We start from the raw sequence: 26,366 nt of genomic DNA on the forward strand, positions 1-26,366 counted from the left end.
GACACCACCGAAACCACACAACGAATATTCTCCTTCGCAATAGATCGGAACCGGAACAGCCGAGTAGTTCCTCCGACCATCTCACGGATGAAGGGGACGATGATTGCATGGGATTGATCTCGGGATCGAACTACCGGTGGCTGCTCAAACTGTTTCAGTACGCGCTCGGTGGGGCTGCATTGCTGTGGTTGGTTCTCAACGCCGAATGGGAACGCGTTCTGACAGTAATTGACGGAATACACTACGGCGTCGTGGTCGTGATTCTCGCTGCAAGTGTTGCAGAAACTCTCTCTCGGTTCTCGATGTGGCACGTGTTGCTCAACGGCATCAGCACAACACCGTTTTCTACCGCGGCGCGCACGACGCTGATCACCAATTTCGTTAACCAGCTCCTCCCATCCCGCTTGTCTGGTCGATCGATCGCGCCCCTCGTTCTTCGTCATTACACCCGGCGTGACTGGAGCGAGGTCGTCACTATCGCCGGCGTTCATACCGCGCTGTACGCCGTCTGTAACGGTCTCGTCGCGGCGATCGGACTCGCGCTGTTTGTGTCTGAATTTTCTCCCGGACTGTTGATCGTGCTTGCCGGTTCGGTCGCGCTGTATCTCTTTGTCGGTATTGGTTCCTTGATCGCCGGCTGGCGATTCGACAGTGTCGGTCAGCTCGCCGGCGCCGCCCGTGAACGGGCCGAACGGATCCCGCTGGTGTCGAAAGGTCTCTCTGCGGTGGTGGGACGACTCCCATCGTTCAGCGACGGGATTACCGATGTGTTCGACACGCTGTTGACCGACTACCGTGTTATCGGGCTGTACGCCAGCGGATGGGTTGCGTCACGAATGGTCTTTCCAGGGGTGCGCGTGTGGTTGTTGCTGGACGCGCTCAATGTCGAATTCTCACCCGTGATGCTGCCGGTCGTGTTAGTGACGGCCTACAGCGTGACGTTGCTACCGATCACGCCCGGTGGAATCGGTGTGGCGGAAGCCTCGGCAACGCTCGTGTTCGGCGCGCTCGGCGTAGCTGAGCCGATCATCGCGCCGGTGATCCTCGTTGATCGCTTTCTCAGCGTATACCTTCCGTCGCTCGCTGGCTGGTATCCCGTGACGCGTCTCGATCTCACTGCGATCGCGACCGACGAACAGTAGTCTGGGAGCGCGCTGCTGGCTCCTCGAAAAGGTAAGGACTATCACCAGGTGGCTGGTCGCAGTGGATATGAGCCGGACGTTCGTCGTCGGTCTCGATGGAGCGAGTTGGCGGCTCCTCGACCCGTGGATTGAGGCGGGGGATCTTCCAAACCTCGCCGCACTCAGAAACGAGGGTGTGTGGGCCGAACACAGGAGCTGTCTTCCGCCAGTGACGTTTCCGAACTGGAAATGCTATTCGTCAGGAAAGGATCCCGGCGGGTTTGGCGTGTACTGGTTCGAGCGCGTCAACCTCTCTGACGGTGAGATCACGACAGCCGACAGCCGAGACTACCGGACAGCTGAGCTGTGGGATTACCTCAACGACGCGGGACTGTCGACCGGCGTCGTCAACATGCCGACGATGTACCCGCCCCGCGAGATCGATGGCGTCCTAGTTTGTGGCGGTCCAGCGACGATCGAAGGTGAGTACCGATCGATCGAGTCGGGGTACACCTACCCCAACGACCTCGCAGACTATCTCGATGCAGAGTTCGACTACCGAGTCCACCCCGAGCCGCTCATCTCTTCAAACGAGGAACGCGGCGCGGAGGTAGAAGCGATCCTATCCCTGTTAGACGCGCGCTTTGAGGTCGCGCTCGATCTCTTCGAACGCGAAGAGCTGGATTTCATGCACGTGACCCTGTTCTATCTCAACGTACTCCATCACTTCTTCTGGGACGACACGCCGACAAAACGGGCGTGGACGCTCGTTGATGAGTGGCTCGGACAGATCGCTGAGCTAGAAGATACGAATCTTGTCGTCGTCTCCGATCACGGAAGCGCGGCGACCACAACGGAGTTTTACATCAATGAGTGGCTTGCCGAGAACGGGTATCAGGCCCGCCAGCGCACGATTGAGGACGTGTTCCGCCCGCTCGGTATCAACCGCGAAAACATCCTTTCCGTGGCAAAACGGATTGGAATCGTGGATCTGTTGGCTGAGACGGTGCCAGAACGCATCCAGCAGTTGGTACCCCAGAGTGCGGGCGTCAAACGCGGCCGCAAGCTCGACGCGATCGATCTGGACGGAACGAAAGCGGTGGCGAGTGCCCAAGGCCCGATCTATCTCAATCCCGCGTTCGACACCCAGTCGGTGGCCGAACAACTCATCGACGATCTCAAGGAGGTCTCCGACGCGGACGGACCGTTGTTCACCGCCGTTCATCACGGTCAGGATGTTTACACAGGGCCGTACACGTCGGAGGGTCCCGAAATCGTTGTGGACCAGCGGCCGGGCGTGCACGTCAACGACGGCGTCGGCGGGGGAACAGTACAGACGGGCCCCGATCGCTGGGCAGCAGAAAACACGCCCCACGGAATCTTCCTCGCCACCGGACCCGAATTCGACGACCAGGGCGAGATCGATCCCATCAGTATTCTCGATATTGCACCCACGTTACTCGTCTCTGCTGGAAGCGACGTTCCGTCCGATATGCAAGGCGAAGTGCTTCCGATCTTCGATTCGACGCCGTCGTGGGACAGCAGAGAGCCGATCGCCCCCGATGAACGGTACGATCCACAACAAGACGAAAACGTCACTGATCGGCTCAAACAGCTCGGCTACATGGAGTGACATCCCCTATTGACACCATCCCGCCCTGACGGGCGGACGGTTAGATTCAGCGATAGGGGTACAACAATATATCCATCATTTACAGTAGCCCGTAATCCGCTTGCAAATAACACCTAGAATAAGTAGTGAAAATAACCCATAACCCATATGTATTGATTGACCATACCACACGACCGGAGGCATGAATATTTCGTATCGAGATCCGTTGGGGAGGGGAATATGAACGTTTTGTTGAAAATCACAAGCGATCCACTGCACGATAGATTGAAAGATGCATATTAGCTATCAACACGCAAATCCGTTTCACGGTCGTGAATCAGTGGTCGTTCGTATTGAGGGACTTCTTCCAGACCAGACCGTTTGTCTTCTCATCGATGCTGGAGAGGGTGTCGACGTGGACACTCTTCTTGAGGGAGACGATGAGTATCTCACAGCGATCTGTCTGACTCACGCTCACCTCGACCATTACACGACGCTCGCAGAGAATCTCCGGGACGCAGCACCGATCTACACGGCACCCGACACCGCGTCGATTCTCGCAGACGTGATCGATGCTGGGGAAGGCTTTTCAGATCCCCAGACGCGAGAAGCGGTTCTCGATCGGGTGACACCGTTGGAAGGGTGGACGACGATCGTCGACGGGTTACGCGTTCGTCCGGTTCCAGTCGGTCACACCCCGGCAGCGACTGGGATACTGCTCTCGATCGAGGACGGCAACAAGCACCGAACGATACTCACAACGGGCGATTTCACGCTTCGACGGGCCGCAGGATACCCGGGGTTTGAGCCGGATCTTCCGGTTGATGTCGATGTCCTCCTGTTGAACGCAGCGTCGAGCGAGGATATCGAAACCACACTGACAGCGACAGTCTCACAACTCATCAAGCGCGCGCTTGCAGGGTCGACCGTTCTTGCCACAACCAGTGGCCTGACCGGCGTTCACCTCGCGTACCTGCTCGGCCACCTCGCCCACCAGTACGATCTGTATCTGCCTGTAACGCTCGTTGGTCACGCCGGAACGCTGGCTGATCAGTTGGGATACGATATTCCCGCGGTCAGCACTCAGACCGAGTTCACCGATCCGAACGCAGTTCTTGATTCGGGAACCATCACGATTGCAGGTCCAGAGGTACCGACGCCGGGGGGGACGAAAAGCGCTGACCGACTGTTTTCAGCGATCGAAGACGATCCGGGCGCAACACTCATACAGGTGTTGTCGGGGACTGACTCTCCCGTTCGAACCGCTAGCTGTACCGTCCATGATGCGTTTCTGAGCAACCATCCGTCCCGCGAGTCGATCGATACGGTGGTGGATCAACTGATGCCAGTTCACGTCGTGGTCATGCACCAGGCGGGTCCCGAAGCCGATCGGTACAAAGACAAGTTCGCTAGCTACGTGTGGGTGACGGATGATCAAACCCGGCATACGCTTCTCGACGAACACGGGTGGACTCCACCACCCTGGGTGTCAGCAATGACCCGCAAGCGAGTCGAATCTTCGGGCCGGACGACACGACGGATCGGTGAGGTGCTTCCTGACGGCGATACTAACCTGTTGTTTCCCTCGACTGACCGCTACTCGGAGGTGGATCTCACTGCGGAAGGACTCGACGTTGAAACACTCACACAGAGCGTTCCACAACTCACTGAGGATTCACAAGAGGAGGCACCCGAAACAGCCGCCGACACGTCGACTCACATGACTCAAGAAAACGAGGCATCTGCCTTACAGCAGGTTTTCGACCGGCTTGACCAACTCGAAAACACGCTACAGGCGTCTCGATACCCGGCACGGGTACTCGATGTCCACGACGGAGTGACCATTCTTCGCGTCGATACGGAGCTTCCTGCTGTCGATGTCGGTGACACTGTCGGCGTCGTATCTGAGACCGACACGGAAACTGACGAGAACTAATCGAGGCCACACATGATAGATATATACTGTATCCACAAACATAATGTAGTTTTTATCTGATGGTTCAGTGATGGTTTTCTTTGGGAAGTAAGCGATCAAGAAGTGGTTTTCCTTCATAATAACACTAATGCTACTGATTTGGCCTGATCTAATAATTCTTTGACTTCGAGAAACATATCAATATGATTCTCAGCAGGTAACTGGCCGAAAGGCTACGAATCGACATTGATACAGCGGTACTACTATTCTATCTCACTGTTCGAATACGATATTGATGCTACTATAGAACTTCACTCGAAATATTATGTCTGTTATAATTCTATGTAAGTATACTTATATTATAATAATTTAATAATTTCTGTCGAATTCGTTCCGTCAGTGACCGTTACTGCCCGTCTCAGTCCGGCCGTACAGCGATGACTTCGATTTCTCCGTCGATGTCGACCGGCAGTTTCACGACTTCGACCGCACTGCGGCCGGATACGGGTTGGAAAGCAGCGCTTCGTACGCTTCATCACGATCTCGTCGACGATCCCCGCCGTCTCCGACAGCCGAGGCATGGCACTGAAATCATCCTGTGCGAGGACGGCAGCCCCCGCGAGCATCAGTCCCGCTCCCGCGCTGGTAAATCAGACAACACGGCGAACGATTCGGCGGCTTCTCGCATGGCCTCGATCGCCTCGGATCGGATGAGACTCCCTCCGATCCGAGTCTTCGTTCCCGCAGCGTTGATCACTGGCGAAACACCGAACTCATAATATATATGGTTCTTGTCACTCCATTCGTCATTCTCGTCGAACGTTTATCAGTTTTCCAGTACACTCTTTCGATCTTTTAATCGATGAGCGGATCGCGGTGCTCAGTCGTGTGTTCACGGTAGCTCCTCGAGATACGCCGACCAAACCGCATCCGGTTGTTCACAGGCGATCGAGGAGATGCTGCGACAGGCGTCGTACCCCCACATGAACACGCTGTCGACACCGCTTTCGATTGCGGTTCGTGTTGCGGTGCGGACTGCCTCGGTTGCGTTTGCCCCGCCGTCAAGCCGAAACCCCTGAATCCATATCTGGCTATCGATGTCGTGGGTTTGGGCGAGCGAGGCAACCATATCAGCGAAGTAGCCGACGAACTCCGCCGGCGCTTCGTTCCCGTGAACAGCCCAGTAGGGATCCGTCGACAGCACGTCGAGCAGCGGATGCTCAGCGAGATTGCTCCAGTTTCGAAGCCCGTGATCGCTGTCCTCACTCGGAAGCAAACAGACCGCGTTTCGGACTCCACGGTCGTTGGCTACTTCCATCATATCGGTGAGAAACGACAGCAGTGATTGCTCACGGAAGCGTTCGATTCGCTCGGTTGGGACGACCGGCATCGGTTCGTCGAACTGCTCGCGGTAGGCGGTTCGACAGTGTGTACACCGACAGCTCCACGCGTTTTCAGGGAACTGATCTCGTTTGTCGTGCCACGCGGGAATGTACCAGTGTGGTTCGTCCCAGAAGAGCACGTCGGCACCGAGATCGGCGGCATCGCGTGTCCACTCTCGCATGAACGAACGGAAGCGAGGAGCGTTGAAACAGGCTGCACCCACACGATCGCCGGTTGACATCACCTGACACTGATCGGGATGGCGACCGATGAACTCCGACAGCGCTTCACCGCCGAACACCCGCCCCACTGCCCACGGATTCACGTACACCGTGAGATCCCGATCGTGGCTGGCTGTAACGATCCTTGCCATCGTGTCTTGGTAGTACTCCCTGTCCGCCTCGCTGAACGTGTGTAACACGGCATTCAACCCAGATTCGACGAATCGATCGAGATCGCGCTCAACGTGTCGTCGATCGCGAACGCCGAAATAGCTCGTCCCCGTCTCTATCCCGTTCGTCCCAGTAGCCGACTCCTTTGTCATCTTGAATGTGGCCTGTGTTGTTACCAACCAATCTGTCGGCATAGCCTTTTCGGCCTGTCGAGGATTCCGCTGGTGTCTACCACTCGGCACTGCTTCCGTCTTCGTGTCGCCAGACAGGGTTGTGCCAGTCGATCCCCTGTTGTGATTTCTCCCGGACGGCGTCCTCATCGATGTCGAGTCCGCGACTCCGACAGCAACGACAGCAAGCCCGCTTCGAACTCGAAGGCATCCGGGGCGGAAAGATACTCATGGGGCGGCCCAGAAGTCCCTTCGGAGAACGCGAACCCGTGATCCTAAATCAGGAGGTTCGAGATCGAGGCGCACACCTGCATCAAGGCCGCGAGCGCGATCGGACCGAGGGTATCGTTGTATTCGGGCAACACCGGCTCTTCGATGAACATCGGTTCGTACGGTTCGAGTGCGTGAACAAGGCGTTTTGCCATCGGCGTCGAGGCTCGTCCCCTGAAGTCCACGACGATATCAACCGTCTCACCGAACCGCTTGGCGGACGTTCTCGACCCGGTTTGTGACCGTCTGGATCGTCAGCGATGAATCGATCGGCTCTCGTTCTATAGCCGTTACAAATGTACACTTGTAATCGATGTGAACCGTCGAGCTCCCTTCCCGAGGACTCGATACAAACATACTATTCCGTATACTTTACCATTACGATCATATATCATACATTCATTTTTTACCTACTGTAGAACAATTCCCACAAATTTCTATTTTCATCTATACTATAGTTATTTTTATAATATCCTAGTATATCATACTGATATCTGGATAATATTGGTGTATATTACACAAACCCCAGGAGGTAGGTACCCTCTGTGTATCATATCATTTCCCTATATTATATGTATATAATTTGTATTTAATTTTATTCGTAGCTGCTCCTGCTCAGCGAGCTCCAATCGGTCGTATGTTCGGGACGAGAGTGTGAGACGAACGGGATCAGTCGCGTGTTTTAGCTGAACGGTAAGATTGTAGGAACTGCCCTGAAAGACGCTCTTGGTGACCGTTCCAGCGAAAACGTTCGGGTTGTTCGTACTCGATTGGACGACGGAGACGTGTTCCGGTCGAATACAAAATTGGACCGACTGCCCGACATCGCGCCCGTCGATAGGGGCACACATCCGTCGACCACTCCATTCGAGACGGTCGTGATCGGCAATCCGCGCACGGAACACGTTCACGTTTCCGGTGAACGACGCGACGAGTGGCGTCTCGGGATGAGCGAACAGTTCTGTGGGAGTATCGACCTGATGGACATCGCCGTCGTGGATGACGGCGATCCGATCGCTGACAACAGCGGCGTCGCGTTGATTGTGGGTGACGTACACGATCGGGATGGTGAGCGAGACGAACAGGTCCCTCAGTTCGTGGCGCAACCGGTGTCTGATGGGTGCGTCGAGGTTGGCGAGCGGTTCGTCAAGGAGCAGTGCACCGGGCTCTGTGGCGAGCGACCGCGCTAGCGCAACGCGTTGGCGCTCACCGCCCGAAAGCGTCTCTACGTTTCGGTCCAAAACCTCCGTGAGTTCCAGTGTTTCTATGAGTGCGTCGATAGGTGTGGCTCCTGTTGCAGCGTAGTTGATGTTTTCCCTCGCAGTCATGTGTGGGAACAGCGCGCCATCCTGGAACACGAGGACGACATCGCGGTCTTCGGGTGGTCGTTCCGTGAGTTCCGTGCCGTTCAGGGTGACCATTCCGCCGTCGGCGTCGACGATTCCCGCAATCGTTGAGAGGAGCGTGGTTTTGCCACTCCCTGATGGACCGAGTACGGCAAGCACTTCGTTTTCGACAGTGAGGTCGATCGGTCCGAGGTCGAACGCGTCGTACGATGTTCGGAGGGTGGTGAGTTCAAGCATGGGTCAGGTCCAGGGGTTAGAAGCGACAGTGTTCAGAACGACAAGCACTGCAACCGAGACGAGCACGAGCAGTATTGCGATGGGAAACGCCGTGTCTACTCCTCGTCCGCTAAACGCCAGCCAGATCCGCACGGGCATCGTTTCAGGGTGGTAGGCCATGATCATCGTCGCGCCGAACTCCCCCATCGCTCGGGCGAATGCTAACGCCATCCCGGCGACGATTCCCGGCATCGCAAGCGGCAGCGTGATCCGGTAGACAGTCGTCAGTCGGCCTTTGCCGAGCGATCGGGAAGCGGCTTCGAGGGTCGGATCCACCCCGCTGAAGGCAGCCAGAGAGGTGACGACGACGAACGGGGAAGCGACGAACGTCTGTGCGAGCACGACGCCAAGGAGCGAGCGCCACGTCTGTACGCCGACAGCGGCGGCCAGTCGTCCGATCGGTGCGCTTGGCCCGAACACCATATGCAGGACCATGCCGCTCACGATCGGCGGAAGCACCAACGGGAGGACCACGATTCCGACGATAATGCTCGATCTCCGGCTCTGCTCTCGGGAAAGCCAATAGGACAGTGGCACCCCAAACACGGTAGCAACGACCGTACTGATCGTGGCACCGACCAGCGACGTTGCCACTACCTGCACCACCGATGGGTCGCTCATCTGAACGATGACATCCCCTAGCGGAACCGAGAGGAATAACGCTGCTACTGGAACGAGATAGTAACAGACCAACACACCACCGAGCACCAATGTCACTGTCAGCCAATCGGGGGAGAGAATCGATTCCTGCCTCATTGGGAAACGGGACGTGTAACCGAGCGCTCAGCGGTCGAACGACCCGTGGGATGGTCCGGGGTTTCGATCCGTGCGGGAACGTGTCCGTGATGGTTCGGAAACGATTCGTGCAGGATGAACCCGTGCTGGCGGAGAGAGGCGTCTCGAACGAGGCGATTGAACACCGACAGAACGTCGTCGGCCATCGTCCGAGCAGTCGCGCCGTAGCTGATCGTTCCTCCCTGAACCGCCGTTCTATCCGGCAGCGTGTACGACACCGTCGAGTACCAGTCTTCGGCGTACTCGGGCGCACTGAGATCAATCGGATCGGGAAGGTCAATGTAGTCGTACCCACGTTCCACGGCCATGTTCCGGTATGCGATCGCTGCGTCGATCGCGCCGGTCTCGAATTGACTGATCAACGATGATTCCGGATAGATCTGTTCGTCTGCGAGAATCGTAGCCGTGAGGTCTTCGACGTCGTAGTATCGAGCGGCAAGTTCGAGTACGAACAGCGTCCGATACCCCAATGGATCCGCCTTAGGGTCCGTCCGTCCGAGATCCACGTCGTCCTCGGCTACCAGTTCATACCACGCGTTTTCCGCCCTGCCAACGCGCTTTCCGCCCTCGGTCGACGTATTGTACGCGATTACGACGGCGTTACTCGTGAACACCGAGTACCACGACGGATCTAGCGGCGCGTTGAACAACGCCGTGTCGGCCACCACGACGATATCCGGATGACGGATATCGTCCGCAACCATTCTGGCGATCCGCGCCGAACCGTGGGTTTCGATCTGTACCGGCGTGTTGAGTGTTGGCGCAAGTCCGTTCGACAGCACGTTTGTGAGACTGCCCGCCGCGAGGATTGTGACCGGACCAGTGTGACGATCGCCGGTCGGAAACCATCCCGTCTCAAGACAGCCCGACAGCCCGAGGAGTCCCGTGCCGAGCGTTTGCAACACCGTTCGCCGCGACCGTTGTTTCGTCATAGACGTAACGGATCGTTATTGTGAGTTAGACATAAAGGCTTTCCAGCTAGATTCGGATGAAAACGTATGGACGCGGAATTCGAGACCCGATTACAGGCAAAAGATGTGTCGTTCGAGACTGCAGACGCGCGTCTGTTGCGTGCAGTCGATGATCAACGCTCGCTTAACGCCGCCGCAGACGCATTGGGACGGTCGTTTTCTCGTTCGCATCGCCGGATCAAGGCGCTAGAGGCGGTGTTCGGCCCACTCGTCGAACGCCAGCGGGGCGGCATCGATGGTGGCGGGAGTGAACTCACCGACAACGCCCGCGATCTCCTTGCGCGATTCGAACGGTTGCGAACCGCGTACGCCGGCACGGCCGAAACCGAGAAAACGGTCGTGTTCGGAACCGTCACCCAGCGCAGCGCAGAATTGGCAACCGTCCAAACGCCCGCCGGTACCGTCCGTGCGCTGGTGTCGACACCTGCCGATCGAGTGCAGGTCGTGCTCCGAGCGGACGCCATCACGCTTCATACCCCCGACGCCGTACCGTCGACCGACGGGATGAGCGCCCGAAATCGACTGGCCGGAACGATCTCCTACATCGATCGCGGCGAGTCGATCGCTCGGGTGGCGTGCGATGTCGGGATCGATGCGCCGCTAATCGCACTCGTCACCCAACGCACGATCGACGAAGTCGGGTTTCGATCGGACGACCCCGTCGTTGCGTCGTTCAAGGCGACCGCGACCCGGACGATCCCCATGGAGCGTGATCGGTAACGCACTCACTGAGCGAAAAACGCCTTGATCGGGTCGATCTGGTCGTCGGTGTTCAGGGCTGGGGCGTGCCCACAGTCGACAGTGATCGTCTTCGCGTTTGGTTGGCGGTCGATCATCCGTTCAAACGGCTCGCGGGGAAGAATCCCGGATGCTGTTCCACGAACCACACAGATATCGGCAGTGATCCCGTCCCATACCGCCCACGGATCCGTGTCCGATTCTGCCCTCGTGTCGAGGGCTTCGATGATCCGTGGATCATAGGCGGGCGTGAACTGGCCGTCGTCGGTGCGGCGTGCTGACGTTACTGTGAACCGTCGCCACTCAGCATCGGTCATTTCGCTGAATCGTGGCTCGTAGATCTTCCGGTAGTACGCTTCTAACGCCGTTACAGTGTCGACAGCCGGTGGCTGTGGCACGTATTCGTTGATGCGTGCCAACGCCTGATCGTCGGCGTCGTGGATCGGATCGGGACTGATGTCGTTCACGACGAGGTGGGAGATCCGATCGGACAGGGGACCACCGGCCAGCGCCATCCCGAGCCCTCCGCCCATGGAGGTTCCGATCCATCGGATCGATTCGAGTCCGAGTGTGTCACAGAATTTGACTAGTCGCTCCACGGAGGCTTCATTCGTGTACGCAGTAGGATCGGCCCATCCACTCAGTCCCCGTCCGGGAAGATCCGGACACAGCACCCGGTACGTGTCGGTGAGTCGCCGCGCAATCGGGTCGAAATCCCGACCCACACGCGACAGTCCGTGTAAACACACTACCGGTGGCGCTGACGCCGCACCCCACGCCGAGTAATGTAACTCGATCCCATCCACTGAACAGAACTGATCGGTCCGGTTCATCGTTGTCGACAGACGAACACGACCGTATAATGTGTTTCGTCGATCCAGTTCGATACGTGAAGCGATGTTTCTCAGAAGACATAAAGGAACGGCGTTAGAAATCGCAGACAGGTATGTCAAACACAAATAAATGGGGTCCACTTCTCATCCGGATTGGACTCGGTGCCGTTATGATTGTCCACGGAATTGGAAAACTGATGGGTGTCGGTCCGGCTGCGATGCCGATTTCTGATTTTGCGGCGACCATCGGCGGGCTGGGCTTTCCAGCGACCACTGGCTTGGCGTGGCTGGTCGCACTGATCGAGTTCGGTGGCGGCGTGTTGCTAGTGGCAGGGTTGTTCGTGCGATACGCCGCGATCGGAGTAGCGATCAACATGCTCGTTGCGACCGTTCTGGTCCACCTCCCACAGGGGTTCAGCGGGTATGAGTACACACTCGTGCTCTTTTTCATGGCGCTCTCGCTCGTCGCAACCGGTCCCGGCCAGTTCTCGCTCACTCACACGCTCTTCGATGGAGAACTGTACTGGCCGACAGTAGATGGATGAGGGTCTCGATCGGAGCTGATCGATCATCTATCACCTCTGAGCGCGACGTGTCGCCACGGGAAGGGGATATCGTTGAACAGATCCGTGACGTACTCGGTGAGCGGTGTCACGGTGAACTCGTATGGGACGGTGCCGGTTTCGTTGGGACGAGCCGCCCATGAGGCTGCGGTGACGATTCGATCGTATCCCGATCCCTCAAACGCGTCGTACCACGTTTCGCTCGCGGAGCCGGCAAACGTCCGAGCGTCCAGCTGTTTGACTTCGGCTGTGCCGTTTTCGGTGACGCCAACAGCAGTGAACTGGTATTTGACGCGCTCGCCGTGCACTTTACTGATATCCCGGAACGGATCGGTGTCTGATCCGTCGTAGGAAAGTCCTGCTTCCGGTATCTTGATGTTTCGGAGATACCAGCCGGTTCCTGGCATTGAACTGGAATTACCGTTGGTCGAGTAGTCAGTCATATACCGAAAGGAGATCAGCACTTCTTGACCACTGTACGCCGAAAGATCGAACGACTCAGTGGTCCACTTGCCATCCGTCTCGCCGGTGAATCCGGGGAGGTGATCGGTGATCGGTGGATATGCGCTTTCGGGTTCGGCCAGTTGCTCACTCGTGTTTTCGTTCGACAACGTGGTCCACGTGTCGCCGCCGTCGGTCGACACCTGAACGAAGCCGTAATCCCACCCCCGTTCGATGTCGTAGTACGTTTCGAACGACAACGTCGCTGACTCGGTCTCCCGAAGATCGGCCGCCATGATGGCGTTGTTATCCATGCGGTTGCCGCGACCACTCCATAACACGGTCTCGTTCGAACGGTTCGACGCATTGCCAGTCGTCTCGGCGCCTGGTAGCGGAACCGTCTCCCACGGAAGTGGTCGGAACTCCGTTCCGTTGGCGCTGAACGCGAGAAGCGAATCGTTTACAGGACTCTCGAAGGCGGTGTAGGAACTACCCCACGCCGGTACCCGTCCGTTCGTGGTGTGCGTCATGCTCACGTTGACATCGATCCCTTGGAAGCGATACCGATCGGAACCATTTTTCCGAACTGAACCGGCAACGCTCTCTACGATCAACGCGGTCGAAAAGTCCTGATACACTCCATAGAAATCCTGGTTCACGCCCGTTTCATTGAGTGTCGTTTCAATGCTTTCGATCCCGTTGTCGGGATTACGGGCCAGCTTTTGGGTGAATGACTCACCATACTGCTGTGTCAGATACGTCTGGAACAATGCCGCTATTCCGTAATCTGCAAGGATGTTGATTCCCCCTTGGTCACCCCACTCGATGAGGGAATTGTTCGGCCGTTCCTCGAACGCCGCGATATGGTTCTGTGGAAACCCGTAGCCAGAAGCGTACTCTACGTACTCGGACATCCCCTCGTTGATCCACGTCGTCTCATCAGTGTCGTGGTCGTTGTGAATCAGGTGCTGCAGTTCGTGCGTCACGGTTCCCTCAACCGCGTGGGCGTCTGCCTCGCTCGCGTTCGTGCTCTCATTGGTGTCCAGACGCCACGGTGCGTCCATCGGTCCGAGTCGACCGTCCCAGTCGTGGGTGTCGATGGTCAAAACGTTCCGGTCGGTCCGGCGCTCGATGACTGGCGAGTAAAACCCGGACGTGAACACCGGATAGCTCTCATTGAAATAGTTCTTATCGCGGATGTTATCCACGAGAATGATCGTTCGGTTCTCACCATCCGGCGATCGGTAGTAGTCATCCGGAACGTCATTCTCTTCGGAAAGGGTAGCGTCGGTCCCGTCGCGGTCATCTGGAGCACCGAACAGCCGCTTGTTCGCGGGATACACGGTTGCTTCGTACTCCGTGGTGAGATACTCGATCTGTGTGTCTGTGACGGTCGGTGCCTCACGGGAATCGTTTTCTGGCCACGAGAGATCCTCTGCAACCCACACCGAACTGTTTTCGGTGTAGTCCCGAAGTGTGAAGTTCCGAAACGAATACTCTCCAGCTGTGTCGTTCAACGAGGGAAACATCTTCGTGGCCCCAACCGTCGGACTGTCTCTCTCTGTCGTACCGTGATACGCACCCGACGTTCCGATCGCCTCGGGAACCGAGGATGGATCGAACGTGACGTTTTGGAGTTCTTTCGGTGAGAGTCCACGAGGACGATACTCAATCGTGGTTTCGTTCGATGATTCAGCCGTCTTCTCGGACCCCGTTTCGGTGTGATCCGAATGATGACCGGGGGATTCCCGGCTGTCACTGAAATCTATATGTGACACATTTGTGCTACCGTTCTCTTTTCCAGATATTATTTTTTCGTTATTAGTGGCGGCAGGTGACATGCCGACAAATGCGGTTGAACTGGCAAGAATCATCATCGCCACGATGGCGACTATCGGGCGTTTCATGAGATACACGCCTTTACGGATAAACAGACATAATGATAACCCATTTATACTTGCCCCATTTGGTCACTAATGAAAACTTATATGTGCATATACATCTATGCGATCCATCTCTTTCATCGATTATCTCCCTGAACTGGAACCAGAGCGCCGGTCGTTTGAGTGAAACGTGATTATGATGGCGCCCAAACGCCCATGGACAATGGAGATCGTCACGATCGAAGAGATCGAAACGCCACCGACGAACAGTCCCGCCGATGTCGTCCGGCCGCTTTCAACGGCGCTGGATACAAGCGAAATCGCAATCAACTACTTCGAGATCGCATCAGGGGAGAGTTTCGGCTACGACTACCACCGACACAACGATCAGGAAGAGTTATTTTACGTACAGAGCGGGACAGCAACGTTCGAAACGGAATCCGGGGACGTTGCCGTTGAGGCTGGTGAGATGATCCGGTTTGCGTCTGGGGAATTTCAGCTCGGGACTAACCGGGGAGACGAGCGAGTGGTCGCTCTTGCTATCGGTGTTCCCCGTAATTCATCGGAGATCGAGTATCTCCGGGAATGTGCCCAGTGTGATGAGCGGACCATACAAACCGTCGTGACTTCAGAGCAGGCCATCACCATCCGGTGTTCGGAGTGTGACACCGAAGTCGACCGGATTCCCTGACAAAACGGCGACACCCAATGCGGTATTCGGTTGCTCTCGTTTTGTAGTCACTCGATCGCTTTATTATTGTCGCGCGAATGCGGTTGTGCGTATGGATGTCGTTCAGGTTGTCGGATTCGTATCCACAGACTTCGCGCTCGGCACGATCCGGATCGGGGCGTTCAGCCTCTGGTTGGGACTATGTGCGTCGCTCGTAGCGGTGCCGTTTCTTCTGAGCACCCGAATCCGCTCGTTGTTTCGACGTATCGGTCCGTTCAGTGGCTGGGTCGGAAACTACACCGTGTGGATGACGGTGATCGGCGGTGGCGAAATCGCACTGTTTGCATTCGCTGCCGACGTGATCGCCGTCGAGTACGCCGATCCGGCAGTCGTCGAGCGACTCATCACCACCGCGAGCGCCGTGTTGGTCGTTGGATACGTCCTCCTATTACTGGTGTTGTTGTTGGTCGTTCTCCCACGCCTCGGAATCAACTGGCCCGAGCAGTACGACCGACGAACAGTCGGCTTGATCGTCGGAGGCGTCCTCTGGTACCACGCCGGCACCGTGTTACTTTCACCGTACGCTTTCGACTGGCTGATGTCACTCGCGCGTCCGGGGTGACAGTGGCCGCGTGTGCGCTGGTGTCACACCCTAGCGAAACAGCCATCAACGAATGGAAACAAATCCTCACCAATGAAGCAGATCACGGGAACACACACCGACGCTCGCTTCATGGTCGACGACGAGTCCCTCCTTGAATCGGAAGTCGTCGAGCAGGTTCAGGAACTGATCGATCATCCGGCGTTCACCGAGCCGATCGTGATGCAACCCGACTGTCACCCTGGGTCAGGTGCGCCGATCGGATTCACGATGTCGTTGTCCGATCGCATCGTTCCAAACATTGTGGGCGTCGATGTCGGCTGCGGTATCACCGCAACGAACATCGGAACCGAACTACCGTGTACGGACGCCGAACGCGAGCGCCGAGTGCGATCGGCGGTACCGATGGGGCGGTCGGTACACGATTACGACGACGCACCGCATCTGATCGATACGTTCCCGTTTGAGCGGGCCAACAGGGTGTTTGACCGGTTCAACGACGCCTACCGCGAGCAGTTCGGTCAGGAGATTGCTCCCATCGAATTCTCCTTCGATGGATACGACGGGGCGTATTTCAAGTCCCTCTGTCAGCGCGTCCTCGGTGGGCGATCTGTCGGGATGGGTCACGTGATCAAAAGCGCCGGCACCCTCGGCGGTGGGAACCACTTCGTTGAGTTCGCTCGCGCGCGTGAATCGGGAGAGTACTGGTTCGTCATCCACAGTGGCTCTCGATATCTCGGGATGGCGGTCGCCCAACACTGGCAGTCGGTGGCGACTGACCGGCGGAACGCAACAGCAGTCCGGGACGCGATTCCCGAGGAGTATTATGAGTACCTCAAATTCGATCCAGCGACGGTCAGTGACGCGGAATTACACACGTGGATAACGGGTGGGATGGGTGAGTCACCAATCAAGAAAGACCGGCTCCGTTCGGAGTTCGAGACATCCGAAGTCGACGATGTGTTCCAAACACTGACAAATCTCCATCCCGAGGATCGAAACGAGGCACTCGACTGGCTCGACGGTCGAGAAGCCCACGGCTACTACGTTGATATGCTGTTCGCACAGCAGTACGCCCGCTGGAACCGCGAGCTGATGAGCGAAGCGATCTGTGAAGCGCTTGAGATCGAACCAGTCGAAACCGTCTCCAGCATCCACAACTACATCGATTTCGAAGATCTGATCGTTCGGAAAGGCGCAACCCCCGCCCGAGCGGGACAACGGCTCGTCATCCCGTTCAACATGGCGGACGGGTCGATCCTCGCTCACGGGCGCGGCAACGAACGCTACCATCGGACTGCTCCCCACGGTGCCGGTCGGGAGATGAGCCGTCGAGAGGCCAAAAAGAACGGTTCGATGGACGCCTTCACGACGGCGATGGACGGGATTTACTCCGAGTCGGTGGTTGAAGACGTGCTCGATGAGGCCCCGATGGCGTACAAATCCGCTGACGCGATCGCTGAGGCGATCGAACCGACCGCGACCATCGTCGACCGTCTCGATGTTGTCCACAATCTGAAAGCGCTCGACTGATGTCTGGGTCAGATCATCCTTCCCAAGGTCCGACTGCACGAAGACTGTCGCGGCGAGCACTGCTCACCCTCAGTGTGGGGGCCGTCGGATCGCTTGCCGGCTGTACCGTACCGTTTCTCGGTGGACCCGAACCACCTGATTGTACGGGTGACCAGATCACGGAGCTGCCAGCCCCCGCTTCCGGTCCCGAGGAGGCTCCCGTCACGGTTGCGATCTACACTGATTTCGATTGTCCACACTGTCGGGACTTTTTCACCGAGACGTATCCGACCGTCCGCGACCGAATTCCGACGAACAAAGCCCGGTTCGTACACCACGACTTCCCGATTCCCGTCTCCGAGTGGTCCTATCCCGTCGCAAACGCCGCTCGTGCGGTTCAGAACGCTCGATCTGAGGCAGCATTCTGGGACTTTTCCGAACGGGCGTATCGACACGAATCGGAGTATTCAACCGCCGTCCTCGAAGAACTCGCCCGAAAAACGAAGACCGATCCGGAGATCGTCCGGCGCGCGTCCGAACAACTGCCGTACTGCCAACTACTCAAACAGGAACGCGAGCACGGCAGAGATCGCGGCGTTGAAGGGACGCCAACCGTCTTCGTCAATGACCAGAAATTAGAAGCACCCTCCGCGGACGAACTCACCGCTGCGATCACCGACCCTTAACTGAGCGTCCGTCGAACAGTGTTCTCCAATAACATAATATATATTACACACAGATGGTCGAACAGCCACACATACGCGGCGTGGATCGACTTCGGAAAATGACAGCTGCGGCTGTCGAATGGGAACCGGTTTCCGTCTTCCCTCAGTACAGGGGGATGTATGTCACCTCCCGACACGTCGACTGGTAGCACGATTGAGCGTTCCTGTTCCGACTGCGAGCGGTTGCGCGATCAGTCCCCAAGCGCAAAACTGGTGTATCGGGTTCTCGATGAGAGCGAATCGCCGCTCACGACGCGGGCACTCAGTGACCGCACGCTGCTCTCACCGCGCACGACGCGGTATGCCCTCCGGCGGTTGCGAGAGGCGGATCTCGTTACTCGACAAACCAGTCCCGACGATCCACGACAATACCAGTATCAGACGGCTAACATCGATCGCACGCGCTGATCAGTCTCGGTGAACTCCGGGAGTGTAATCAAAACACCAAATAAACAATCCCTACCACGTTCGCACAGTCCACGACGGTTCGTACGAAGGAGCTACTCACTGATCCCGAACCCGAGCAGTTGTGATCCCGCCCAGACGGACAGTTCCATCACCCGTGCTGAATCTGGAATATGCGCGTCGATATCTAGCGCTTGTAGACCTTCGATCGGAATTTCGAGCTCAAGAGATTCTCGGTTTGGCGATGACCGCTGGACAGCACGGGTGAATCGAGTCTGAGGTGTCGGATCTATGGACGGTTCACCAAACGCAAGGAGAAGTCCGAGCGCCTCGACAGAAGTCGGATCGAAGTAAAACTGTGCTCCAGGTCCCAAGCCGGTTGCTCGGATCGCATCCGTTATCACAAGAGCAGCGGTCCTATCTATTGCAGGCCGTGGAAGATCCACTGTCTGTATTTTCGTGAGGGTTGTGGCAATGGATGACACGGAATAGCTGAACACACAGACCTATCAATGATAGTTATTCACACCCATTTCAACGTGTATCGTGTGCGCCAGCCAGTAGTAATCGAAGTAACCTTCCAATACGATTATATACAGTATTAATATCGTTTAATTTAGCATCTGATGAAAAGGATTGGGTTCAGATAATAATCCATACTATCGAAAAATATTTACTACATTATAATAGAGAAACATTTGTGTACAGTGACAGACTGCGTGGCAACATCAACGAACAATGACGCGACGAGATCCGACAACACACGTCGAACAACTACGTGAACTGTCTGATCAGGAGTCGTTTTTTGAGCCGATCAGCACGCTGCGTCGACGTACTGTCATTCGGTACATGAACCGACTGTCTCCGACTGCTTCGGTCAGTACTAAGGAGCTTGCCCGCGTGTGTGCTTCGATCGAACAGAACGAACCCCTGTCAGCGCTGGCCCGGTCGGACTTTCGACGATCCGTTCAGGGACTCCGACAACGAGACGTAACACGGCTTTCGATTGCCGGTGTTCTCGACACCCAAAACACCGATTCCATCGTTCGAGGCGAGCGGTTCGAGTTGTACGCCGACGTGCTCACAGCCATCGACGCGAAGCTCCAGTGAGGGGATTGTCGATTGCGTTCAGGGAGTTATTTAAACTCCCGGATAGCAACCTTCATTACGTCCGGCGTCACAACAGTCAACAGTTGACATGGTTGGACCGATACAGACTGGAATCGTTGGTTTGGGCACGATCGGACAGTATCACGCGGATCAGCTCACGTCGCTTGCCACCCAGCACGAGGTGGCGCTCGCTGGTGGAATGGATATTGCTGATTCGGCCCGGAAACGGTTCCAAAAGATGTTCGATGTTCCCACATTCGATTCGCATGCGGCCCTGTATGAGGCCGTTGACGCGGTGATCATCACGACGCCGAACCGGTATCACGAGGAGTGCGCGATCGCCGCCTTGAAGGCTGGACTCGACGTGCTCATCGAAAAACCACTCGCTCATACCACAGAGAGCGCCCAGCGCATCACGCGCGCGGTAGAGGACGAGGAGTCCGTCTGTCGGGTTGGGTTTCACAACCGTGTTGCCAACCCTGTGGCGGTGTTGGTGAGCTATCTTCGGGATGGTCGGTTCGGGGAGGTGTATCACATTGAGGCAAACTACCTCCGTCGTCGGGGGATTCCCGGCCGCGGCTCGTGGTTTACGAACGAGGCGACGGCAGGTGGTGGGGCACTCGTCGACATCGGCGCGCACGCGATCGATCTCGCGTTATACCTGCTCGAATTTCCGGAGGTAATGGACGTGTCGGGCGTGACGCGGTCGGTGTTCGGTGATCGGTCGGAGTACACGTACCTCGACATGCACGGGACGGAGGGAGATGGAGCGTTCGATGTCGATGATTCTGCGAGCGCGTTCATCCGGTGTGGGGATGACACGACAATCGCGCTCGATGTCGCCTGGGCGGCCAACCGCCCCCCCACGACCGATTTCGTGCTCCACGGGACAGAGGCTGGCGCGAAGCTCGATCTCCATACAGGAGAGTTGACGATCTTCGAGACCGACGCCAGTGGTGCACCACACTTCGCTGACAGCACGATCACGACGCGTGAGGACAACGCCCACCGGGTCGAACAGCGCCGATTCCTCGACGCCGTTGCCGGTACCGAAACGCCACTCGCAACGGTTGAACAAGCGCTCACTACCCAGCGCGTCCTCGAAGCCATCTACCGATCGAGCGACGACGATACCGACGCGTCCCTCAAACCGAAACCACTGCTCACGCCCGAGTGAAGCGACGAAATGTCTCCACCGTGGTCGTGAGACAACGGAGTTACGACACTCCGATCGAAAACGAAAGCATGGCAGAGATAACAGTCAGCCGCAATGACGAAGCCGCGACCGTCACGATCTCGAATCCCGGCCGAATGAACGCGCTTTCGTCAGCGGCGTGTGAAACGATGGCTGAATCGTTGCGGACGATCGCTCACGACCGTTCAGTACGGTGTGTGGTCGTTACCGGTGTTGGCGAAGCGTTCTGTTCCGGTATCGATCTTGCAAGTGGAATCGGGGCTGAGGGACCAGCAGCCGAACTCGAAGGCGGACTGAACGCCATTGCGACAAGCCTCCTCCGAATGGAAAAACCAACCGTGGCGTCAGTGCCCGGCCCGGCGATCGGTGCCGGTGCCTCGATCGCTACGGCGTGTGACTTCGTGTACGCTGGTGCGTCTGCCGAGTTCGGATGGGGATTCACAGACATCGGATTGGCCCCCGACACTGGTGCGACCTACGTCCTTCCTCGGCTCGTGGGAATGCGTCGAGCGATGGAACTGCTCACGACTGGCCGACGGATCGATGCTGAAGAGGCCGTCGAGCTCGGTGTCGCAACCGAGGTGGTCTCGGACTCGAACCTAGACGATGTCGTTGATAAGCGAGTCAAGATGCTGTGTTCGCGACCAACGCGAGCGGTTGGGGAAGCGAAACGGCTACTCTTCCGGAACACACACCGCTCGCTAGAGGAAGCGCTTGCTGCTGAGACGCGTGCCCAAAAGCGGATGGTGACCACCGAAGACTTCACAGAAGGAATCCAAGCGTTCGCTGAACAGCGAGACCCTACGTTCACTGGTCAGTAGTTCTCTCCTATTGTGAACGAGACGTTTGATCACTCGGCGTCACACGCTATGTCCGTACTCGTGACTCCAACCACCAGCGTCACAGTTCACATACATTAGGTTAAATACAATTCTATCTATCAAGTAGTCAGAAGCAATTTATGCGGGTGTGTGGTACTAATACACATGAACCAGGACAGTGGCGTTCTGTTCTCTGGGGAGAACATTCACGAATCGAACCGTCTGCACGCACCCATCAACACAGCGTCGATTTCTGCAGGCACTACTGTATATCGCTCCGTCTTCACGTTCGGTGAGATCAATCCTGTTTGGCTCGGAACACGGGGAGCCACCTGTTCGAAACTGCCGAGAGCGGCTCTCGACCGTGACGGTGAGGCGGCCGTTCGGAGCGTGATGTCCGCGTGAGCGAAACCGATCTCCCGGTTCTAGAGTCTGCGAACTACGATGTCGAACCGGATGATGAGGTGGGATGTGTTCTTCTCGCCGCAGGACGTGGCACCCGCTTTAGTGAGGGAAACAAGCTCTTACACGAGATCGACGGCGTACCGATTATCAGGCGAGCGGTACAGCCATTTCTCGCCGTCGCTGAGGATGTCGTCGTTGTCGTCGGTCACGACGCATCCGCCGTGCGGGCCGCGCTTGATGGTTTAAACGTCACTTTCGTAGTAAACGAGGCGTATCTCCACGGCCAGAGCACGTCACTCCACTGTGGCATCGTTGTGGCCCGCAATCGAGGATGGAATGGGGTCCTGTTCGGATTGGGAGACATGCCGTTCATCACTTCCCAATCGGTCCAACAACTAGTGAACGTCTACGCAGAATCGACGTACACCATCCTCGCGGCCGCCTATGAGGGGATGCAGGGGAATCCAACGCTGTTCGATGCTAGCCACTACGATGCGCTCATTACCATCGAGGGTGACCGGGGAGGACAGAAACTCATCACGAAATCGAACGAGGCCGTGCTCGTCGAAACGAACGATCCCGGCGTCGTTCGTGATATCGATACTGTTTCGGACATCAAATAGCACCGTTGACATGATGCACAATACACGTGTTCTTCTGACGAATTGTTGATGAAAGCTAACAAGATACAGTAATAATATGTAGCTAACGTGTCGAGAACAGGTATGGAAATCAGCGACGCTACCGCCCGGTGTGATGCGGTCCTCGAAGCCATCGAGACTGCCGTCATCGCTGATCGGGAAGTTCTCGAAACAGTGTTGGTGGGACTCCTCGCTCGGGGTCACGTCCTGTTAGAGGACGTTCCCGGGACAGGTAAAACACTGACCGCTCGGAGTATGGCTACGGCACTCGGACTTTCGTTTTCTCGCATTCAGTTCACTCCCGACCTGCTACCCGCAGACATTACGGGTACACACGTCTTCAACGAGCAAGATCGGACGTTCGAATTCTCGCCGGGACCGATCTTCACACACATCCTCCTCGCTGATGAGATCAATCGTGCGCCACCGAAAACACAAGCTGCGCTCTTAGAAGCGATGGAAGAAGGACAAGTCACGGTCGACGGTGAAACACACGCGCTGCCTGACCCGTTTTTCGTCATCGCAACGCAAAATCCGATCGACATGGAAGGCACGTTCGCGCTTCCTGAAGCACAGGTCGACCGCTTCATGATCAAAGCAAGCCTCGGATACCCCGATACGGATGGTGCGATCGAACTTCTGGACCGCCGACTCACTCGTGACCAACAAACACCGTCCGTTCAAGAGGAGATCACGACCGACCACGTCCGAACACTTCAATCCGTGCCCGAATCGGTCCACGTCGATTCGGATCTTCTTGCGTACATCGTTGCGATTACGGAAGCGACACGGCAGCAGCCACACGTTTCGGTGGGCGTATCGCCGCGGGGGACACAACGGTTGCTTGAGGCGACCCGAGCGTACGCCGTGCTTCAGGGCCGAAAGTTCGTCACGCCCGATGATATCAAAACGCTCGTGCCGCCCGTGCTCGCTCACCGACTCGTCCGAACCCCAGAAGCCGCCGTCGAAGAGTTATCAGAACGAGAGATCGTTCAAGACATCCTCACCAGCGTTCCCGTGCCGACCGTGTGATCTCTACTGGATTTGAAGAATCGAACACTTCCTCGTGCCGTTTCCGCGACGCGCTTGTCATTCATTGTTAGCCACGTATGGAGCAGCCACGTATCTATTGTATTTCACTATCAATAGACATCATATATTTATTATATTTTATCCGTACTACCGGAACTATTATATTAATAGATATAATATTGGAAAGTAGATGTTGATCTGGAGCCGAGAGATCAATGCGGATGACATCGATGTGTGGATTGCTGCGTTACGCTTGACCGACGAGGAAAGCGGAGATGTGGGAGTAGAACCCATCGTCCGGACAACGTTACTTGCAATGGCAGCGAGCGACGAAACGTACACGGGCAAGGATTTATACCGTGTGTTTCACTCGCCAGTTCGGCGCAAGCAGTTCATCTCGAACGAACAGGATGAAACCACAGTAAGCGGGCGGTCGATGGTCGAACTTTCGATGGTTGATCAAGCGACGTACTCCCGACTGGCGAATCGGGTCCTGTCGTGTTTCCAGTCAAGTACTGAGCAAACGACGACGGCCGATCATCGTGGTGGACGGGTGTCCTGATTTACAGTATCAGTGGACAGATCCCAGCAATCGACAGGTGACATGTCTTACGGAACTAATCTTCTTATTTGATAAGTCAGATGAGGTTACGGCACTATTCTCGTAATTATATGGCATCGACATAGTGTTCATATGCTACATATCAAATTGCACAATAAGATTTAATATTATTACGATCAAATTTCACTACCAATCGTCGGGAATAGACGAGGGACACGGTTGTGGTATTTCCTCGCCTCACGTAAGTTTCAATCGGATTATCCAGGATCCAAAGCGAATACAGCCGATACGGCAGAAGCGTCCGCTGTCCGTAACATAACTGCTCAGATAAATAAAGGGTAGAGACTCGATTGTCAACTAGTGCGAAGTCGGCATACGTGGCGACGAAGCACTGTGCTGATCCGTCCGCGATGGATGAAAAACTCTCCACCGCCCCAGACAACGCCGACGAGTGCCCCACAGCTGAGGAGGAAAAATCCGTTAGGACTCAGCCAGACGGGACGGATCCACGGAGCGACTTTGCTGAATCGATCGAGACCAGCCGCGATCACGTGATCTCCCGGAACCCCTTCGGTGGCTGTGGCGATCTGGTCTGTGAGTTTCGGGCCAGTGATATCCTGTCTCGGGTTCACCGATCCGTTCGTGAGGGAGTGGCTTCCCGTTTGGTTCAGTTCCTGCATCGTCGGTCCATCCGGTTCATGCCCATGTGCGGGCCGTTCCACGTCATAGGGGAGCCACGGCGCACTGTACTCCCAAACAACAGTGCCGTTGGGAGAGATCTCGATAACCCGGTGGTTGAGAGTGTCCGTGATCAGGGTGTTGCCGGTGGGAAGCCGATCGGCGTCCCGTGGCCACGAGAGTTGGTCAACGCCAGCCTCCCACGTCTGATTCCAATCACAGTTTGGTTTCATATCACCGTCGAGCGGGTGATCTGAATCGGCTCGGTCGCAGGCGTATTCGACGACTCGATCGTTCTCGCTGTCGGCAACGAGGAACGTCGGTCGTCCATCGGGACCCTGAAGATACGACGGATTGTGTTGCTCATACAGTGTCGAATGGCTCTCATCCTCACCTAATCGCATGACGATTTTATTGGTCGATCGATTGATGACGATGACTTCGTCGAAATTCCGTGGCGAGACCATGTACAACCCGGGGGAAATGATGTCAACATCGTTGACGTGTGTCCAGTCGTCCGAGGAAACGCCCGCATCGGTTTCGTTCGGATAATGGTCACGGAAACGCCACTCCCAGTCGATTTCGTCGGTTGTTCGGTTGTAAACGTACAAACGGTCATTACTGGTGCCGTTTTCCGTGTTGCGCATGTTTGCCACGAGTAGATTCCCGTTTTCGGTCAGGGTGATGTCGTGGGTATCCCACAACGGAAGCGTTTCAGACCATTTGACGGTACCCGTGTCTGGTTCGACACGCAAAACGCGTGTTTTTTGTTTTTCGATCGTGCCGACGACAAGAAGATCGCCGTTCGCAAGCGGATCGACATCGTAAAACCACGATACGTCAAGTTGATCACCAGAAGTGTGCCACCCGAGGGAACCGTTCGGGGCGACTGAAAGAAGCCGTGCCGGCTTCTGTGGATTTGTTACTCCCCAAATGTTATACCCTTGAACAGAAATGACAGTATCCCCCGGTGGCTCCCGATCGATAGAAACTGGATGTACTTCCGGCGGCGAGTAGCCAATCGTCGCTGACACTGCTGAGACACACAGAAGGAGGATTACCAAACCAAGACACAGACGAACGACACCCAAACGACCCGACAGTAACGAACGGAGAGCACTCATTACGAATTTGCTCGTGTGTCATTACCAAATATATACCGATTCAATAAGCAATTGTTACTAATCTATTATTTATTGTATTCAGATCGGGACCGTATTTGTAATCCAACGATCCTCTTCGAGGTCTACGGATCATACTGAGAAGTGATCGGTTGAATGACACAACGCCGAAACCCGTT

27 protein-coding genes and 2 pseudogenes are annotated in these 26,366 nt (G+C 56.2%); 17 read left to right on the forward strand and 12 right to left on the reverse strand.

All coding sequences use genetic code 11. The features are described 5' to 3' along the window. The first annotated feature begins 107 nt into the window (after positions 1–107). The 3 genes from EIK79_RS01910 to EIK79_RS01920 all read left to right on the forward strand — a co-directional run bounded on the left by EIK79_RS01910 (position 108) and on the right by EIK79_RS01920 (position 4,669). Complete coding sequence (locus tag EIK79_RS01910) at positions 108–1,142, forward strand: lysylphosphatidylglycerol synthase transmembrane domain-containing protein (RefSeq protein ID WP_124953442.1); 1,035 nt, start codon at positions 108–110, stop codon at positions 1,140–1,142. Positions 1,143–1,209: 67 nt separating this feature from the next. Then, entirely contained in the window at positions 1,210–2,754 is a 1,545-nt protein-coding gene (locus tag EIK79_RS01915) for an alkaline phosphatase family protein (RefSeq protein ID WP_124953443.1), read from the forward strand. A 271-nt stretch (positions 2,755–3,025) separates the two neighbouring features. Next, on the forward strand, positions 3,026–4,669 hold the full coding sequence (locus EIK79_RS01920) for an MBL fold metallo-hydrolase (protein WP_124953444.1): 1,644 nt from the start codon (positions 3,026–3,028) through the stop codon (positions 4,667–4,669). 397 nt (positions 4,670–5,066) lie between these two features. Here the strand turns inward: EIK79_RS01920 and EIK79_RS19195 are convergent. From EIK79_RS19195 to EIK79_RS01955, 8 genes and pseudogenes are all read right to left on the reverse strand, one after another. Next, a pseudogene (locus EIK79_RS19195) lies at positions 5,067–5,161 on the reverse strand (RidA family protein); the annotation flags it as partial. A 5-nt stretch (positions 5,162–5,166) separates the two neighbouring features. Further along, a pseudogene (locus EIK79_RS19200) lies at positions 5,167–5,432 on the reverse strand (aminotransferase class V-fold PLP-dependent enzyme); the annotation flags it as partial. Between the two features lie 108 nt (positions 5,433–5,540). Continuing rightward, positions 5,541–6,575, reverse strand: coding sequence for a hypothetical protein (locus EIK79_RS01935; RefSeq protein ID WP_124953445.1), 1,035 nt, complete (start codon positions 6,573–6,575; stop codon positions 5,541–5,543). Between the two features lie 76 nt (positions 6,576–6,651). Next, on the reverse strand, positions 6,652–6,825 hold the full coding sequence (locus EIK79_RS17870) for a hypothetical protein (protein WP_185715477.1): 174 nt from the start codon (positions 6,823–6,825) through the stop codon (positions 6,652–6,654). Between the two features lie 43 nt (positions 6,826–6,868). Continuing rightward, positions 6,869–7,048 (reverse strand): enolase C-terminal domain-like protein, encoded by a 180-nt coding sequence (locus EIK79_RS01940; protein ID WP_185715478.1) that lies wholly within the window; start codon positions 7,046–7,048, stop codon positions 6,869–6,871. A gap of 378 nt (positions 7,049–7,426) precedes the next feature. Then, the gene (locus EIK79_RS01945) at positions 7,427–8,446 is read right to left on the reverse strand and encodes an ABC transporter ATP-binding protein (protein WP_124953447.1); all 1,020 of its coding nucleotides are present in this window, start codon (positions 8,444–8,446) and stop codon (positions 7,427–7,429) included. Between the two features lie 3 nt (positions 8,447–8,449). Then, on the reverse strand, positions 8,450–9,241 hold the full coding sequence (locus EIK79_RS01950) for an ABC transporter permease (protein ID WP_124953448.1): 792 nt from the start codon (positions 9,239–9,241) through the stop codon (positions 8,450–8,452). After that, complete coding sequence (locus EIK79_RS01955) at positions 9,238–10,212, reverse strand: extracellular solute-binding protein (RefSeq protein WP_124953449.1); 975 nt, start codon at positions 10,210–10,212, stop codon at positions 9,238–9,240. Before EIK79_RS01955 ends, EIK79_RS01950 begins: the two co-directional genes overlap by 4 nt. Positions 10,213–10,278: 66 nt before the next feature. Between EIK79_RS01955 and EIK79_RS01960 the strand changes: the two genes are divergently transcribed. Then, entirely contained in the window at positions 10,279–10,971 is a 693-nt protein-coding gene (locus tag EIK79_RS01960; RefSeq protein ID WP_124953450.1) for a TOBE domain-containing protein, read from the forward strand. Positions 10,972–10,976: 5 nt separating this feature from the next. On the opposite strand, the gene EIK79_RS01965 is transcribed toward EIK79_RS01960, so the two are convergent. Continuing rightward, a complete protein-coding gene (locus EIK79_RS01965; protein WP_124953451.1) occupies positions 10,977–11,822 on the reverse strand; it encodes an alpha/beta fold hydrolase in 846 nt (281 codons plus the stop codon). Positions 11,823–11,935: 113 nt separating this feature from the next. Here EIK79_RS01965 and EIK79_RS01970 point away from each other — a divergent pair, with 113 nt between their 5' ends. Continuing rightward, positions 11,936–12,367, forward strand: coding sequence for a DoxX family protein (locus EIK79_RS01970; protein WP_124953452.1), 432 nt, complete (start codon positions 11,936–11,938; stop codon positions 12,365–12,367). Between the two features lie 23 nt (positions 12,368–12,390). Here EIK79_RS01970 and EIK79_RS01975 read toward each other — a convergent pair whose 3' ends face one another. After that, the gene (locus EIK79_RS01975) at positions 12,391–14,604 is read right to left on the reverse strand and encodes an immune inhibitor A domain-containing protein (protein WP_185715479.1); all 2,214 of its coding nucleotides are present in this window, start codon (positions 14,602–14,604) and stop codon (positions 12,391–12,393) included. 328 nt (positions 14,605–14,932) lie between these two features. Between EIK79_RS01975 and EIK79_RS01980 the strand changes: the two genes are divergently transcribed. From EIK79_RS01980 to EIK79_RS02000, 5 genes are all read left to right on the forward strand, one after another. Further along, the gene (locus tag EIK79_RS01980) at positions 14,933–15,400 is read left to right on the forward strand and encodes a cupin domain-containing protein (protein ID WP_124953454.1); all 468 of its coding nucleotides are present in this window, start codon (positions 14,933–14,935) and stop codon (positions 15,398–15,400) included. A 91-nt stretch (positions 15,401–15,491) separates the two neighbouring features. Continuing rightward, the gene (locus EIK79_RS01985; protein ID WP_124953455.1) at positions 15,492–16,001 is read left to right on the forward strand and encodes a hypothetical protein; all 510 of its coding nucleotides are present in this window, start codon (positions 15,492–15,494) and stop codon (positions 15,999–16,001) included. 72 nt (positions 16,002–16,073) lie between these two features. After that, positions 16,074–17,513: an RtcB family protein gene (locus tag EIK79_RS01990; protein ID WP_124953456.1), complete on the forward strand. Its 1,440-nt coding sequence runs from the start codon at positions 16,074–16,076 to the stop codon at positions 17,511–17,513. After that, positions 17,513–18,178, forward strand: a complete 666-nt coding sequence (locus EIK79_RS01995) for a thioredoxin domain-containing protein (protein ID WP_124953457.1) — start codon at positions 17,513–17,515, stop codon at positions 18,176–18,178. Before EIK79_RS01990 ends, EIK79_RS01995 begins: the two co-directional genes overlap by 1 nt. A gap of 159 nt (positions 18,179–18,337) precedes the next feature. After that, positions 18,338–18,625, forward strand: coding sequence for a MarR family transcriptional regulator (locus tag EIK79_RS02000; RefSeq protein ID WP_124953458.1), 288 nt, complete (start codon positions 18,338–18,340; stop codon positions 18,623–18,625). 92 nt (positions 18,626–18,717) lie between these two features. Here EIK79_RS02000 and EIK79_RS02005 read toward each other — a convergent pair whose 3' ends face one another. Further along, positions 18,718–19,107 carry a hypothetical protein gene (locus tag EIK79_RS02005; protein ID WP_124953459.1) on the reverse strand — a complete coding sequence of 130 codons (390 nt, stop codon included), beginning with the start codon at positions 19,105–19,107 and terminating at the stop codon, positions 18,718–18,720. Between the two features lie 253 nt (positions 19,108–19,360). On the opposite strand from EIK79_RS02005, the gene EIK79_RS02010 reads away from it, so the two are divergent. The 7 genes from EIK79_RS02010 to EIK79_RS02040 all read left to right on the forward strand — a co-directional run bounded on the left by EIK79_RS02010 (position 19,361) and on the right by EIK79_RS02040 (position 24,388). Next, complete coding sequence (locus EIK79_RS02010; RefSeq protein WP_124953460.1) at positions 19,361–19,732, forward strand: DUF7344 domain-containing protein; 372 nt, start codon at positions 19,361–19,363, stop codon at positions 19,730–19,732. A gap of 88 nt (positions 19,733–19,820) precedes the next feature. Further along, positions 19,821–20,909, forward strand: coding sequence for a Gfo/Idh/MocA family protein (locus EIK79_RS02015; RefSeq protein WP_124953461.1), 1,089 nt, complete (start codon positions 19,821–19,823; stop codon positions 20,907–20,909). A gap of 68 nt (positions 20,910–20,977) precedes the next feature. After that, positions 20,978–21,748 carry an enoyl-CoA hydratase/isomerase family protein gene (locus EIK79_RS02020; protein ID WP_124953462.1) on the forward strand — a complete coding sequence of 257 codons (771 nt, stop codon included), beginning with the start codon at positions 20,978–20,980 and terminating at the stop codon, positions 21,746–21,748. A 165-nt stretch (positions 21,749–21,913) separates the two neighbouring features. Then, positions 21,914–22,153 (forward strand): hypothetical protein, encoded by a 240-nt coding sequence (locus tag EIK79_RS02025; protein ID WP_124953463.1) that lies wholly within the window; start codon positions 21,914–21,916, stop codon positions 22,151–22,153. Next, on the forward strand, positions 22,150–22,776 hold the full coding sequence (locus tag EIK79_RS02030; RefSeq protein ID WP_124953464.1) for a nucleotidyltransferase family protein: 627 nt from the start codon (positions 22,150–22,152) through the stop codon (positions 22,774–22,776). Before EIK79_RS02025 ends, EIK79_RS02030 begins: the two co-directional genes overlap by 4 nt. A gap of 102 nt (positions 22,777–22,878) precedes the next feature. Beyond that, entirely contained in the window at positions 22,879–23,826 is a 948-nt protein-coding gene (locus EIK79_RS02035; protein ID WP_124953465.1) for an AAA family ATPase, read from the forward strand. A gap of 190 nt (positions 23,827–24,016) precedes the next feature. After that, entirely contained in the window at positions 24,017–24,388 is a 372-nt protein-coding gene (locus tag EIK79_RS02040) for a hypothetical protein (RefSeq protein WP_124953466.1), read from the forward strand. 353 nt (positions 24,389–24,741) lie between these two features. On the opposite strand, the gene EIK79_RS02045 is transcribed toward EIK79_RS02040, so the two are convergent. Beyond that, the gene (locus EIK79_RS02045) at positions 24,742–26,190 is read right to left on the reverse strand and encodes an aryl-sulfate sulfotransferase (RefSeq protein ID WP_124953467.1); all 1,449 of its coding nucleotides are present in this window, start codon (positions 26,188–26,190) and stop codon (positions 24,742–24,744) included. Between the last annotated feature and the right edge of the window lie 176 nt (positions 26,191–26,366).

Source organism: Halocatena pleomorpha (assembly GCF_003862495.1).
Lineage (GTDB): Archaea > Halobacteriota > Halobacteria > Halobacteriales > Haloarculaceae > Halocatena > Halocatena pleomorpha.